This is a genomic window from Candidatus Magnetobacterium casense (assembly GCF_000714715.1).
GTDB classification, from domain to species: Bacteria; Nitrospirota; Thermodesulfovibrionia; order Thermodesulfovibrionales; family Magnetobacteriaceae; genus Magnetobacterium; species Magnetobacterium casense.
Window position 1 is genome coordinate 61,986 of sequence record NZ_JMFO01000008.1, and the last position, 14,233, is coordinate 76,218.

At 48.0% G+C, this 14,233-nt stretch carries 11 protein-coding genes and 1 pseudogene; 1 reads left to right on the forward strand and 11 read right to left on the reverse strand.

The window, feature by feature from the left end:
• Window positions 1-4 precede the first annotated feature (4 nt).
• From Mcas_RS06335 to dsrA, 11 genes and pseudogenes are all read right to left on the reverse strand, one after another.
• Window positions 5-682 (reverse strand): vWA domain-containing protein, encoded by a 678-nt coding sequence (locus Mcas_RS06335; RefSeq protein WP_040334675.1) that lies wholly within the window; start codon window positions 680-682, stop codon window positions 5-7.
• A 90-nt stretch (window positions 683-772) separates the two neighbouring features.
• A complete protein-coding gene (locus Mcas_RS06340) occupies window positions 773-1,768 on the reverse strand; it encodes an Rpn family recombination-promoting nuclease/putative transposase (protein ID WP_052566939.1) in 996 nt (331 codons plus the stop codon).
• 79 nt (window positions 1,769-1,847) lie between these two features.
• Window positions 1,848-2,501 (reverse strand): YgjP-like metallopeptidase domain-containing protein, encoded by a 654-nt coding sequence (locus tag Mcas_RS06345; protein ID WP_040334676.1) that lies wholly within the window; start codon window positions 2,499-2,501, stop codon window positions 1,848-1,850.
• 135 nt (window positions 2,502-2,636) lie between these two features.
• Entirely contained in the window at window positions 2,637-4,169 is a 1,533-nt protein-coding gene (locus tag Mcas_RS06350; protein WP_081853665.1) for a DUF2142 domain-containing protein, read from the reverse strand.
• A 197-nt stretch (window positions 4,170-4,366) separates the two neighbouring features.
• Entirely contained in the window at window positions 4,367-5,485 is a 1,119-nt protein-coding gene (locus Mcas_RS06355; RefSeq protein WP_040334678.1) for a Fic family protein, read from the reverse strand.
• Window positions 5,486-5,640: 155 nt separating this feature from the next.
• Window positions 5,641-5,889, reverse strand: a pseudogene (locus Mcas_RS06360) (type II toxin-antitoxin system RelE/ParE family toxin); the annotation flags it as partial.
• A gap of 57 nt (window positions 5,890-5,946) precedes the next feature.
• Window positions 5,947-6,195 carry a type II toxin-antitoxin system ParD family antitoxin gene (locus Mcas_RS06365; protein ID WP_040334679.1) on the reverse strand — a complete coding sequence of 83 codons (249 nt, stop codon included), beginning with the start codon at window positions 6,193-6,195 and terminating at the stop codon, window positions 5,947-5,949.
• 294 nt (window positions 6,196-6,489) lie between these two features.
• The gene (locus tag Mcas_RS18080; RefSeq protein ID WP_156033214.1) at window positions 6,490-6,951 is read right to left on the reverse strand and encodes a hypothetical protein; all 462 of its coding nucleotides are present in this window, start codon (window positions 6,949-6,951) and stop codon (window positions 6,490-6,492) included.
• Window positions 6,952-7,798: 847 nt separating this feature from the next.
• Window positions 7,799-8,023 carry a hypothetical protein gene (locus Mcas_RS06375; protein WP_040334681.1) on the reverse strand — a complete coding sequence of 75 codons (225 nt, stop codon included), beginning with the start codon at window positions 8,021-8,023 and terminating at the stop codon, window positions 7,799-7,801.
• A gap of 111 nt (window positions 8,024-8,134) precedes the next feature.
• The gene (dsrB, locus tag Mcas_RS06380; protein WP_040334682.1) at window positions 8,135-9,214 is read right to left on the reverse strand and encodes a dissimilatory-type sulfite reductase subunit beta; all 1,080 of its coding nucleotides are present in this window, start codon (window positions 9,212-9,214) and stop codon (window positions 8,135-8,137) included.
• A gap of 37 nt (window positions 9,215-9,251) precedes the next feature.
• The gene (gene dsrA / locus Mcas_RS06385) at window positions 9,252-10,433 is read right to left on the reverse strand and encodes a dissimilatory-type sulfite reductase subunit alpha (RefSeq protein ID WP_040334683.1); all 1,182 of its coding nucleotides are present in this window, start codon (window positions 10,431-10,433) and stop codon (window positions 9,252-9,254) included.
• A 187-nt stretch (window positions 10,434-10,620) separates the two neighbouring features.
• On the opposite strand from dsrA, the gene smc reads away from it, so the two are divergent.
• The gene (smc, locus tag Mcas_RS06390; protein WP_040334684.1) at window positions 10,621-14,205 is read left to right on the forward strand and encodes a chromosome segregation protein SMC; all 3,585 of its coding nucleotides are present in this window, start codon (window positions 10,621-10,623) and stop codon (window positions 14,203-14,205) included.
• Window positions 14,206-14,233 lie beyond the last annotated feature (28 nt).

Genomic DNA, 14,233 nt, shown 5'->3' on the forward strand with positions numbered 1-14,233 from the left:
CTCATTAGATAGAACCCCACCCGGGAGGGGCCAAGGCAACCTGCTGACCTGGTTTTGAACCAGATACTGCCTGAACGCTCTTGGAAAGCCAGCTAAACATGTCTCTGAACTTGCCCTGCTGGAGTTTAAGGGGAGGTCTTGTTGGACTGGCAATTGCTTGCAATGTCTGCATGTCGGCACTATCAACCCCTACGGCAAAAAACATAAATTTTCCACTCTTTTCGCCATCGTGAACCCTCTGCACAACATTGTTCCACTTTGAGTCACCGTAATTCATGTCGGTGGGCCCACCGTCGGTAATCATAAAAATCCAGGGTCTATAATAGTCTACGCCCGTGTTCTTATACTCCTTTTTTCGCTGCTCTACCATGTCCATAGCCAGGAGCAAGGCGTCTCCCATGGGGGTTAAGCCATTGGCATCCAAAACAATGTCAGGCAGCATAGTTACCGATGAAAAATCGTGAACAACTTTTATCTCTGCACCAAATGATATTATGGCGATATCAGCACGTTTACTTGCCAGTTCATCTGCAAGCACGTCTTCTTTAAAAAACCTCACCCCATCGTTTAACTGATTGATGTTTACACCGTCCATAGAACCGGAAGTATCTAGTACGAGAACCGTTGCGCAGTGGGGATGTTGCGGGTTAGCTATACCAATTGCATCCTCTAGTTTTGACATGTTACCCTCCTTAGTTACTTAATAATTTTGTAATACAGCTATTTTAATAGTAGCATACTCTCACGATGTGGGGCAATGACCATCTCTCCCTCACTCGAAGTACCCCTCCAACTCCTCTACGGAGGCAGACGTCTTTAACAGCCCCTTGAACCTCTCCAATGCCTCTATGGTTCCAAGCCCCCTGACACGCCCCATAAGGGCAGTCCCTCTGTCTCCGTACTTCATCTCAAGCACCATCTCTATCCCCTCAAGCAACCCTTTGCGCTCCCCCTCAAGCAATCCTTCGAGCTTGCCCTTGCGTTCTCCCTCAAGTAATCCTTCGAGCTTTCCCTTGCGTTCGCCCTCAAGTAATCCTTCGATCTTGCCCTTGCGTTCGCCCTCAAGAAATGAATACTCTATCGCACCCCTCTCATCCTGCAATCGTATCTGCCAATAATCATAGATTTCAAGCTCGTCCTTACTCCAGAGCATCATGGTCGCTGTATCGTAGGCCGCTTGTATCTCATCAAAGTCTGCACTCTTGGGTATCATCTCCAGGGAAACAGCGTTTTTGATGAAATGTATCCACTTGTCTACTACGCTCTCTAATTCATCCTCCGTCTTCTTAAACTTGGGCAACTCTATAAAGTTGAACTCAAAATCTTTCAACTCCTGCTTGAGAGTTTTAGTGTTTAATATCATATGCCTTGTAATATAACTATCGCCCTCAAAGATGTCAAAATCCAGGATGCCTATATATATCACCTGATTTAAAGCAGGATAATCCTCACCTTTTGACAACTGGGCAACATAGGCCTTACTTGTATAGTACAACACACGCTTTTCAAAGCCGCGCCTCTTTTGAAGCTGTATCTCTACGATGAATGTTATACCACGCTTGTCTACCGCACGTATATCAAGGATAGTCTCTTTCAGGATCGTTATCTGTGGTGTCTGATACGGATTCAGAATAGACAAGTCTTCTATTTCCCTGTCTCCGCTAAGGTCTAATACTGCATTTAAAAACGATATGAGTATCCCCTTTTGGGCCTCATTGCCAAATATCTTCCTAAACGCTATGTCGCTCCTTACATCTGCAAACTGCATGTTTTATTATATACCAAACTAAATGGAGTTTACAAGAAGAATAATAGCTCAACCGCTATAGACACTTAACGTATCCTCTTTAAAACGTATTTGCCTCCAGAAAGGCAATTGCGGGGGCATAATCGATAAACAGCTTCTCCCGCTGATTAAATTCACGACAGTGGACGCGCCGTCTGCCACTACAGGGGGCAACGTTAATCCTGGTGTGGAGCATCTCGTGGTAGACCACGTACTCAAGCACGTATCTTGGAATTTTGATGCTATCAAGGACGGGACTGATACGGATCACGTTGGTGGAACTGTGGTAGCTTCCAAGACGTCGTGTCTTGACACGCATTTTACGGGTGCGCTTGCCCCAGGTTATGACGGCATTGATGCTGCCGCCAAAATACTGATCGTTTATCTTGTTGTAGATGTCAAGCAGGTTATAGTATTTGCCCTGGTGGGTGATAAATATTGTCCTGTGGGTGGTCTTTTTGATGCGATTTGAGTTATTGCGTATATATTGTCTGATAAGGGGGGTCTTGCCCTTTGTGTTTTTCAATAAAGAGCCTATTTCGTTTATGACATCCGGCTCTGCATCCAGGAACATCTTATTGATGCGTACAACCACCCCCCTGACGCCTGGTCTCACTGAGAGCATGGAGGTGACATTATCGGTAACCTTAACGGTCACTGCCTTACCCGAGACCTTCTCCAGATAGGTCTTTAATGACGCAGGATCATTTATCATTTAGTATAGGGATATATTATAGCATATTACCGTGAAAATTCTATTGAGTTAAGACACAAAGCTCACCCCTCCCCTTTCTTTTCGATTACGGTCAAATGCTATTGCCCTAACCTATCTAAATCAGCTATAATTAAATTAAGACCAATATCTCTGAACTAATACGGATAATGTGCAACTTAACGTAACAACGCTATAAAAAACAACCAACAGGTTAATCACGGTATCATTGTTCCTGAGATATTCTATAATCTTTACGTGTTTTTCAAATACGATGTTCTTAATGATTACGCTCTGATTGGATATTGCAGTGTTATATAGCAGTAGCATCAACAGAGGAAACACGGGGATAAAGTATCTCCCCTGAATCCCGTCTATTGAATCGGCTCCAACCGGCATCCAGAATAAATAACCTATTGTGCTAATTACGAGTATGGTTGAAAGCATGGTGACAAAAATCAGAATCTTTTTGAGCTTTGATATAACGCACAGTTTATCTCTTTCGATAAGCGAAACAACTACAAGCACCATAAAATACGAGTATACGATAAATGTCGGCATAGGCGTATCCAGCCATCCCAGGACTCCGATTAGTTGATCTGCATAAAAATGACGTCTCATGAATGTATTTACAATTGTGCTACAATAGGTTAATGGGTGAGAGAGGATAAAGTTCATCTGTTGATGGGCTGACATGTTGGGGGCATAATTAAGCGGTATCATCACTATGTCTCTCACTACGGATGACCAGAACGCCGCTACAACCAGGTTAACCGATATTAAAGCAATAAAGACGGACAAGTATTTTATGTGTTTGTATTTTCCGGCTTTGATGGTCTTCATTTTATCGACAGGAATCAGAAAAAATAGGAACAAAATCAGGCCGTAACCTTGTTTTGAAAGAGACAGGAGTATGGATAGCGCAAGAAGGATGAACATATCATTGGCTTTGATCTCCTTGTCGTTATCGCAGGCATAGCGAATGAACACTGAGATGATAAGAAACGAAATAGCGTTTGTGAAAGCGTCAGCAGAGAGGGTGGAGGCTATAAACAGAGACATGGGGGTCAGGGCCAACAAGAAAAACACCCGCTTCAAAATCGGAATGATTTTTATGGCAAGAGCGACAAGACAAATCCACGCGAGTAAATTAAATACCCTGGCGACATAAAACAGTAATATCGGCGAGAGGTTAAACAGTCTTCCGAGCATAAGACCCAATTGGTGTGGCAGATATGGTATGGGACTGTAGGATGCCGTATTTGGAAAAGCCAAAAACACCCTTTGCTGACTATTAACGGGGAGTTTGAGCAAAGATGTAGCGTCGCTCAGAGTGAGTTTTTCATGTTGATTAAAATGGGCATCTACCGAAACTCCCATTGCAAAAGGATAGGGAATCCCTTTAGAGAGGCCCTTTGCAGTTGTCAGCAGACTCTCAGGCAGGTAACCTCCGATGTAATCATACTCTATTTCTGCAACCATGCGACCTTCAGAAATCTGATAAGCCCTGTAAAAATGGGCGTATTCATCGGGAGACTGAAACGGCGGGACCAATAACAAAAACAGCACGCCAAAACAACTTGCGAAAAAAACAAAAACTCGTTCCGGATATTGTAACATCCAAAATGGTTTACGAGACTTGTCTTTCAATTCATTATTCTTACATTTCATAAGTTAAGCAGAATAGTATAAGTAGCTATAACAACAGAAGAAAAGAAGGAGGGCGGAGCCGCCTCTTTTTCGCTCCAGGTCGCACCTGGCCCTCCTCAGACCTCCCCCGCAAGGGGAGGGGCGAGGCGCCCCGGCCACGAAGAAGTCCCCTTGACCCCATTATTCTTAACCCTAATGTTCTAAACATTTATGCTCCGTTATTTATCTTCCAGTAGCGAGTAGCTGGTGCTGCGACCTCCAGTGGCATCTTTTTTCAGGATGTGGCGCTTGATCAGATCGTAAATGTCTCGCCCTGCGGTGTCTTGCGAGCACTTGGCTATTTTAGCCCATTTGGATGACGTCAGCTTGCCTTCGAAGCCTTCCAGCAGCCGGTTAATGATGTTGCGCTGACGAGCGTTAAAGTTTTCTCCACTATGGCGTTGCCAAAAGTCGGCTCTTTTTAGAACATCCCTCAAAATGATTTCGGCGTTGTCAAAAGCGCGATCCATGCAATCGAGAAACCATTCCAGGTGCCTGGTGATGTTGAGATCACCCTTTTGGGCATCTTCGAGATAGTCATAATATTGGCCGCGTTCTTTGCGGATTTGCGCTGACATACTGTAGAATCGCTGACTGCTCTGTTCCGAGCGCGCCAACATCATATCGACAATGGCCCTGCCGATACGCCCGTTGCCGTCCTCGAACGGGTGAATGGTAACGAACCATAGATGTGCGATAGCAGCCCTTAAAACCGGATCGATGTCGGTTCCGTTTGCCTTGCCGTTGAGCCATTTAAGAAAAGTAGTCATTTCCTTGGCAAGTCGTTTAGCAGCCGGTGCCTCGAAATGAATGCGCTCCTTGCCGACAGCGCCGGAAACAACCCTCATCGGCCCCGATTTCTCCGTGCGCCATTTGCCGACGGAGATTTTGTGTAAACCGCTATAGCCGGTTGGAAACAACGCTGCGTGCCAGCCAAACAACCTTTCGACGGTCAAAGGACTGTTATAATTCTGCGTTGCATCAAGGATCATATCGACGACACCTTCGGTATCACGATCCGCTTGCGTCAGCGCACCGATGTCTATACCAAGGCGTTGGGCGAGCGAGGAGCGCACTTGTTCACGGTCCAGGATTTCGCCTTCGATTTCGCTTGACTTGATGACTTCTTCCGTCAGGGTACGGAATGAGGCCTCTTTGCGCAGATTGATCCCTAAATTTTCCAGACGACCTATCATTCGTCCTTGTCGGTGGCGCACGGCGGCAAGCTTTACGGCAAGATGCTTTTCGTCCCATTGGAAACGAGGCCAGTCAGGTAATTCGTGAATGTATGTAACCATAATCTCCGCTTCTCATGCGGATATTATAAAGGATATTCTCCGCAAAAGCAACAAGATTTATTCCGAAACATTCACGTCATTTTTCGATTGGCTTAAATACAATATACATGGCATTTTTAGCGGCAGGTAGAGGGAGAAATGAGAGTGGGCCACAACTAAAAAAATGTAACGATATCCCTCATACCATGCAGTACCCTGACAATCTCAAGACCATCGCTAATTGGTACATAGAAAATAATATATTTACCGACAGGGAAACTTCTCAGTCCGGGATAGATTTCATCCCTGTTTCTACCCATGTTTGTAAACAGTGCGAGCTTCCGGCTTGTTTCTTCAATTTCATCAAGGAGTTTGTCAGCCTTGTCAGGGTTGTCCTGAGCCATATAAAGCCAGATTTCTTTGAGGTCATTTTCAGCCTAGGGGCGCTTTAGGATTCTCAAGATCAGCCAGTCTGTTTATTTTTATTGAGCAGCAAGTCGTTCACGGCTCCGCATTTTTATGGCTTCCATGTCTAAAGGAGTTGACTCACCGCTATCCAAGCCCTTCTTTATTTCAACCCTTAGCTCTTCAACTCGTAAAGATTTTATCCTGTCTCGTTCTTCGATAAGGCGTAAGGCCTCACACAAGACTTCGTTTGCGGAACCATAAAGTCCGCTATCTACTTTTGCTTTAACCAGCTCTTCAAGTTGTGGCGTAAGTGAGATGTTCATAAATCTATAATCCTACCTTATATATTCTGCCCCTACAATAACATGTTCCTTAACTGTTTGGCAACCGTGTTGTGGGTGAAGCCACGGCTATCACATTTGACCGGGCAAAAAGAAGGGGGAGGCGCTATGGCCATTGTTTTGTCTAATGTTAGCCGATCCAAACACCACAGAAAGCGGTGTCAACGCTGGTGTACCGTTTCAGATACCAGACAAAAGGACTCCTTCTGGCCAGTGTTACAGATGCCTTGCTACTACAAGACCTTTTGAGAAAGAACCGGTTATTGAGTATGTCCATTAAGAGAAAAGCCATTTGAGAAATATGAGAAGAAGGGTGATTTGTATAATAGCCACTAATATTTCATTCCACATGTCTAACAACTTATAGATTATATAATATGATATAATAAAACTGACAATAAATCCCATTAGTTTTTCTCCGGCGCCTAATGAACTGTTGCTTAATATATAATCAGCGCCAGGTATCAAAAAACATACAGTAGAACAAAAAACAAGAAACTTAAAGAACCAACCTCTTTTTTTAGAAGAAGACTGTGAATCGGATGATGAAATTGTAGAGGAGTGTGAAATATTTGAGTTAGATGACGAATTTGAAGTAGACTCCATTGTTTCTATCAATGATAGAGCAACATCGTCATTACCATGATCAAGAGCAATATTTGCGGTTTTATAATCCTTCCAATGCCCATGAGATTTTTTTAACTTAGCAAGTCTTAAAGAGAGTCCGACATTTCTCATGCGCTTTTCTAATATTTCAAAATGGATTACTTGAGTGAGTATTTGCCACATTTAGGACATTGAGTGTAACTGTATCCACACTTTGAGCATAAATGAATACCGCACTCAGGACAATACTTTGCCCCCGGATACGACGTGTCGTAATCCTTCCCTGGTTTCCCACATTTAAAGCATGACATATCTGTGTGTCCCATTTTGTACCTCCTTTTTTTAAAACACCTAAATTATAAATAATAACATACCTCATATGTGTAAATACACATGAGGTTAAACCGACATACACAACAGATATCTTCTTTATATTCCATGGTAACTATGTTTTTGACCTTCTGGATTCCTGCTTACGCAGGAATGACATGTCTGGTAAAACGCCTGTTATTGTCATTCCCGAGAAAGCTGGAATCCATATCTTCAAAGAATAAAAGAAACTTTACCATGTTTTTTAAAGAGGATACCACAACAGGACTCTTTTGTCTAATGTTATTAAATCCCGACACGCACAGTTGATTGTGACGTTGCCCATCACCTGCCCGTGTAATCCTGTACAACATTCATAAATTCTCCTTCATTAAATATATTTTCTATCCTAACAGAATATTCATTATGCTGTCAAGAGAAATTTACTTTTGAAAAGTTTACTTCACATTCCAAAATCCTTATATGTAGGATATATTAAAAAACGGCAATAGATTACTCCCAACCACACTACAAAATAAACCATAAGTTCTAGCTAAGGACGGGGTCAAGGGGGCTGGCCCCATATGCGGGAGGGGTCTGAGGGGAGGGCGGAGGGGGTGAGGCACCCCTTGCCGTAAACCGCTCCCCTTCTTTCTTTTTAAGGGTTGATTTAAGGATTCTCTTTTGGGGGGACTTCTATGTAACTTCCACCAAAGTAAGTAAAAATCAACGTACCGGCATCCACCAGTTCTCTCAGTGCTGCCTTGACTTCGTCTTTTTCCACGCCCTGGTCGGCAGATACCTTCTTGAGGATATCGGTTTGTTTGAGTTTTTTCTTACCGGTTGAGGCCTCTACCAGGTCATAAATTACCTTTTTGAGTTCTTCTTTTTCCATATGGTACCTCTTATCTTCTTTGTAATCTAAAAGAGAGGCAGGGGCAGGTGTGGGGGATACTTTTCCACCCCACGACCCATTCCCTGCACTGAATCTTTCATTGGTTTTTGTCTATGTTGTCCACTTAAAGGCTGCCGTGGTTCTGAATGTCTCACGAGCAAATGTGAAGTCGTCCACGTGCTGCATCTTGAACTCGAGATCGGCCTCCTGGAAGAACTTCTCCCATCCGATCCTGCCTATCCATTCGCCAACTCTCTCGTGCTTCTTGGCGCCTGCGATGTAGGCGTTGAGGATTTTCTTGACTGCATCGGTGACCTCTGGCCATCTGGGTGGATTGTTTGGTATCCAGGGAATGGCCAGCTTGGAGAACGTCGGGGCGCTTCTGAGGTTTGCGACCTTGCCGCCAACGACGATAGCGATGCCGTCATTTTCCGGATCGGCTATAGGCATGGCAGGGCAAACGGAGTAGCAGTTACCGCAGTACATGCACTTTTCGAGCTTTATCTTGACGCTCTTCTTTGCGGGGTCGGGGCTGATAGCGCTGGTTGGGCATGAGGCTATCGTGGAAGGCACTTCGCAGAAATTCTTGACGTTGTTGTCGTCTATTCTCGGTGGAGTCTTGTGGACACCCACGAGGGCTATGTCTGAGCAGTGAACGGCTCCGCACATATTGACGCAACAGGCAACGGCTATCCTTACCCTGTTGGCCAACTGTTTTTCGGTGAAGTACTCGTGCAGCTCGTCCATGATGACCTTGACCAGACCGGAGGCATCAGTGGCGGCTGAGTGACAGTGTATCCAACCCTGGGTGTGAACAATGTTGCTGATTCCCGGTCCGATACCGCCAACCATAAAGCCTCTGCCCTTGAGATCGGCAATGAGGGGAGCAACCTTGCTCTCCGCATCTAAAAGGAACTCCACATTGTTTCTTGTGGTAAAGCGCAGATGTCCGTCGCAGTGTTTTTCGGCTACGTCTGCTATGATACGGAGCGTGTCCGTTGACAGGAGCCTTGGCGAGGCCACTCTGACTGTATATACTTTATCGCCGGTTTCGCTGACGTGAACCATTGACCCTGGGGTTAGTATCTCGTGGTACTTCCACTTGCCATAGTTCTTCTTTATCACCGGTGGTAAGAACTGTTCGTAATTGGGTGGACCGATATCCGTTTGTCTCTGTGGTAGCTCTGACATAAGTATAAAACCTCCTTATCAAAAAGTTGTGATTGATTTATCTTTTAATGTCTTCCTCAGACCAGAAGAAGAACGGATCCCTGCGCGGCTCTTTAACCATTGCTGCAACCGGTGTAATGTTCAGGTCTTTCAGGAAGCGCGGGAAGCTGACTCTTTCGATAAGCTCGCCGATTCTCTCACGGTTCTTTCCGTTTTCATCCCACCATTCCCATATCTTGCCAACCAGCTCATAGAACTCCTCATACGGTGGCTCCATCTTCATAAATGGTACGATGACCCATGACATCAGGGCTCCGGTGACAATGGGGGCCTTGCTGCCTAAAAGGATTGTTGCTCCTTGTTCTTTGCCCGGTCTCAGTGCCTTTGGCATCCTGGCAAGACAGTGCATACACCTGCTGCAGTTGGAGTTATCGATCTTAAGCTCGTCGCCGGCCATCTGCATACAACCGGTTGGACACAGGTCAATGACTTCGCTCTGGATGTTGATCTTGCCCTTGTAGTTTTTGACTTCGGCCTGGTCTATCTGTATGTCACCCTTCCAGGTTCCAATGATGGACATGTCGGCACGTGCGATAGAGGCGATACAGTCAACGGCGCAGCCTGCCACCTTGAACTTGAACTTGTAGGGGAATGCGGGTCTGTGCATCTCATCCTGGAAGTGGTGGGTGATGTCGTTGGTCAGGTGCATGGTGTCAATGTTGGCCCACTCACAACGAGCCTTGCCAACGCAGCAACTGGGTGTTCTCATGGCCGAACCGGAACCTCCGAGGTCCCAGCCCCTTGAGGAGAACTCCGCAAAAATCGGCTCCAGGTTCTCCGTCTTGGTGCCAAGCAGAACCATATCGCCCGTGGAACCGTGCATGTTGGTCAAACCGCTTCCGTACTTGTCCCATATGTCGCATACCTGCCTGATGGCAGCAGACGTGTAGAAGAATCCCGATGGACTGTTAATTCTGACCGTGTGGAAGTGTGCCACGCCGGGGAATTTCTCCGGGATGTCGGAGTATCTGCCGATAACTCCACCGCCGTAACCTCTCACGCCAACTATTCCGCCGTGCTTCCAGTGGGTCTGCTTTTCCTTGAAAGAAAGTTCCACCAGACCGAGCAAGTCGGCAGCCATGTCCGAGTGTCCGGCTGCCTTTTCCATCTCTGTGACGAAGCTTGGGAAGGCACCCTTTTTCAGCTCGTCCAGTAACGGTGTTTCGTACTTCTTACCCATGTAATACCTCCTTATTTAAATGTATATAGAGATTCCGCCAAAATCCCATTTCCTAATGAGACCCTTAATCTACCTAGATCATGATAGTTGCTTTTAGCAAGTACATATGATATATACTACTACCTTGTCTATATATTATAATAATCTATCCACATGAGATTTTAGCCACATGAGTATAACATAGTTTATGAAAATTGTAAAGTTGCAATTAAATGGTTTCAAGTCTTTTGCAGAAAGGACATCTTTTACCATGCACTCGGGGGTCACCTGCATAGTTGGTCCAAATGGCAGTGGCAAGAGCAACGTCGTGGATGCCTTCCGGTGGGTGCTGGGTGAGCAGAGCGCAAAGACCCTCAGGGGGGATAAGATGGAAGAGGTCATCTTTAGTGGCACCTCCGACACGGCCCCCAAGGGCATGGCCGAGGTCACCCTGTCGCTGGCCGACATCAGGGGCACCGAGGCATCCGGCATCGAGGTCTCCGGCAACGGCTCCGGTAAACCATCCGATAACGGCTCCGGCAAACCGTCCCCCGACAAATCGGACATCGTCGAGGTAACCAGGAGGCTGTATCGCTCCGGTGAGAGCGAGTACTACATCAACAAGACAAAGAGTCGCCTCAAGGACGTTCGAGAGTTGTTCCTGGATACCGGCCTTGAGGTAAAGAGTTACTCCATCCTGGAGCAGGGCAGGATCAGCGAAATACTCAACGCAAAACCTGCCGAACGCCGGTTTCTCATAGAAGAGGTAGCCGGGGTCATGAAGTACAAGGTGCGGAAGTCCGAGGCGGTGACAAAGCTGCAGCGGGCCGGTGCGAACCTTGAACGGGTAAACGACATCGTCAACGAGGTAAAGCGTTCGGTGGGATCGCTTGAGCGTCAGGCAAAAAAGGCCGAAAGGTATAAGGCCCTCGTTGACCGCCTAAGCTCGATAGATTTGCGGATTGCCAGGCGTGACTACGAGACTCTTGACAACGCTTACAAGGCCCTCGATCTGCTACATGCCAAATACTCCGCCAGACTTGCCGAACTCGGCACCGAAGTTGCACACAACGAAGAGCTGAAGGTCAAACACGGCGCCATACTCAGGGACAAGAAACAGGTGCTGGATAAGACCCTCACGGCGATATCGGAGATGGAAAAACGCCTCTCCGGCACCGAAAAGGACATGGCCGTCAAGGACTCTGCCCTGAGCAACATCCTCAGTCACATCGAACGCCTCAGCGCCCAACAGACCGACTATCTCCAGCAGCAATACGAGACCATTGACAGGATGGAGGAACTCTCCGAGGTCGAGCTTGAGCTGCAACGTGAGATCGAAATCGTCGAGGCAGAGTATCAGGGTGATAAGGCCAAAATCGATGGCATCGAACAGACGTTTGCCGCCATAGAGGCGGAGGTCAGGGACAAGAACCGGGACTTTTATCAGCTATCCGAGCAGATCAGCAACGTCCGCAACGAAATATCCACGCTCCAGGGTCATCTGGGTGCGTTGCAGCAGAAGAAGGAGTCCTCCGGGGGGTTCTTCAGGGGTGCGCAGCAGACGCTTAACAAGCATGAGGGCGACATCGGGGCCGCACAAAAGGACATCGCCACCACTGAGGAGGAGTTGGCCCTGGCTGCGGAGAGGAAACAGTTGTTGACCACACAGCTCAAGCAGTCGGACATGTCGATAGAGCGTCTGAGGCAGGGGATTGCTGCCAAACGTGAGTCGATTGCCTCCGACAGGGCCAGGCTCAAGTCCCTGCAGGAGGTAACCGCCGGCACGCTGCATGAAAAGGACTTTGGTGGTGCCATTAATACTATAACAACGCTCTCTGCAACCCTGGAAGTGCCACAACAGTATGAGATAGCCATAGAGAGTGCCCTGTCTGACAAGGTCATGGGGGTCATCCTCGGTACCGTAGACGAACTCAAGGGTGCGGTGGCATTTATCAAACAACATGCGTGGGACAGGACGGCGCTGATCTCGCTGGATTTATATCCTCCCCAATCACCCTCCCCTAACCCCTCCCACAAGGGGAGGGGGACAGGACGAGAGAGTGGGCCTGACGTCATGGCGCTGGATGTGATCAGGGTCGATGGCGCATACGGGGCGATAGTCAACCAACTCTTGGGGGACTTTGTCATCGTGAGCGACATTGACAGGGCGCTGGAGTTGTTCAGGGGCAATGGCTATGGCCGGGGCAGGCATTATGTAACGCTCGATGGTGATGTCCTGGACTTTAGCGGGGTGCTCACCACGGGTAAGGGCACCGATGTGCTGAGACATCTGAGGACCATCCGGGAGTTGACGGAAGGGCTTGTTGTCAGCGCCGAGGCACTTGACGGCATTGAGAAGGAGCTTGCTGCTGCCATTTCGGAGCGGGACTGGCTGCGCACGGAACAACAGCAGGTGCAGGAGCAACTGGCGACCCTGGACAAGGAGGTGTCCATATTTCGCCTCAATCTCAAGAAGCTCACAGAAGAACGTGACAGACTCGCCAAAAAGATGCACTACATGGAGGTAGAGGCACAGCAGACAGAGCAGGAGCTACAGGGCGTGGTTGCGGCCATCACGGAAAAGACTGAGCAGCAGAACATGCTCAACACCAGGAAGGATGAGACAGCCGCATATCTCCAGGGGCTTCGTGACAGCCTGTCCTCGCACAAGGCGTTGATAGACACCACACGTGCCTCCCTGACGGATAAGAAGGTAGCCCTGACGGCCAAAAAGGAGCGTCTCAAGTCGGTCAATAAGGAGTCCTCCTCCCTGCGCAGGGCGGCAGAGACCATAGCCGACAAGCTCTCTGCCATTGCCCAGGAGTCCGCCACGCTTACGGCCAACAGGCAGGAGATGGCCAACGACATCGAGGTTGGTGCCGTGGACCTGCGGCGGATATCGCAGGAGGTAGCGGTCTTACGTCAGCGGGCCGCACAGGAGAAGGACGTCATCGATGTCGATATACACGCCCTTGGCGAAATCGACCGGACGCTGACTCGGTTGAGGCGTGACACAGACCTCCTGAAAGAGCAGCTCAACGAAGCCGACGTACAACGTATGCAGCACACCCTCAGGATGGAAAACATCAGGACGTCTGTCTCTAACACATATGACAAGGACGTCCTTGAGGTTGAGCTGCAACCGTTAGAGGAAGGCGAGGAGGGGATGGTCGGCGAACTCAAGCGTAAGATAGCCGAAATTGGTGCAGTCAACATGGCCAGCATCGAGGAGTACGAGGAGCTGAAGACGCGGTACGATTTCCTGTTGGCCCAGCAGGAGGACCTCTTAAAGTCGATAGCGGAGTTGGAGCAGGTCATAGCCAAGATAAATTCCACGACGCGGAAGATGCTCACGGAGTCCTTTTACGAGCTAAACATCAAGTTTAACGAGACGTTTCAGGCGTTTTTTGGTGGTGGCAAGGCGGAGTTGTCACTTACCGATCCCTCAAACATCCTGGAATCGGGCATAGAGATAGTGGTGCAGCCTCCGGGGAAAAAGCTCCAGAACATAAATCTGCTCTCAGGCGGGGAGAAGTCGTTGTCGGCGTTGTCGTTGGTCTTTGCCGGATTTCTGATAAAACCCACGCCCATGTGCATCCTCGATGAGGCCGATGCCGCCCTGGATGAGAGCAACACCCGCCGTTTTTCCGAAACCCTCAAGGCCCTTTCGGACAAGACACAGTTTATCGTCATCACCCACAATCGCGCCACGATGGAGATAGCCGATTACATCTACGGTATAACCAACGAAGCTGCCGGCATGTCAAAGGTCATCTCCATGCAGTTGAGCTGAAGAGAAAGAAAGGGGCGGTTTGTGGCCG

Excerpts from the sequence above, each read along its gene's own strand:
- Mcas_RS06335 (WP_040334675.1), bottom strand. The coding sequence starts at position 682 with ATGTCAAAACTAGAGGATGCAATTGGTATAGCTAACCCGCAACATCCC.
- Mcas_RS06340 (WP_052566939.1), bottom strand. The coding sequence starts at position 1,768 with ATGCAGTTTGCAGATGTAAGGAGCGACATAGCGTTTAGGAAGATATTT.
- Mcas_RS06345 (WP_040334676.1), bottom strand. The coding sequence starts at position 2,501 with ATGATAAATGATCCTGCGTCATTAAAGACCTATCTGGAGAAGGTCTCG.
- Mcas_RS06350 (WP_081853665.1), bottom strand. The coding sequence starts at position 4,169 with ATGAAATGTAAGAATAATGAATTGAAAGACAAGTCTCGTAAACCATTT.
- Mcas_RS06355 (WP_040334678.1), bottom strand. The coding sequence starts at position 5,485 with ATGGTTACATACATTCACGAATTACCTGACTGGCCTCGTTTCCAATGG.
- Mcas_RS06365 (WP_040334679.1), bottom strand. The coding sequence starts at position 6,195 with ATGAACATCTCACTTACGCCACAACTTGAAGAGCTGGTTAAAGCAAAA.
- Mcas_RS18080 (WP_156033214.1), bottom strand. The coding sequence starts at position 6,951 with ATGAGAAATGTCGGACTCTCTTTAAGACTTGCTAAGTTAAAAAAATCT.
- Mcas_RS06375 (WP_040334681.1), bottom strand. The coding sequence starts at position 8,023 with ATGGAAAAAGAAGAACTCAAAAAGGTAATTTATGACCTGGTAGAGGCC.
- dsrB (WP_040334682.1), bottom strand. The coding sequence starts at position 9,214 with ATGTCAGAGCTACCACAGAGACAAACGGATATCGGTCCACCCAATTAC.
- dsrA (WP_040334683.1), bottom strand. The coding sequence starts at position 10,433 with ATGGGTAAGAAGTACGAAACACCGTTACTGGACGAGCTGAAAAAGGGT.
- smc (WP_040334684.1), top strand. The coding sequence starts at position 10,621 with ATGAAAATTGTAAAGTTGCAATTAAATGGTTTCAAGTCTTTTGCAGAA.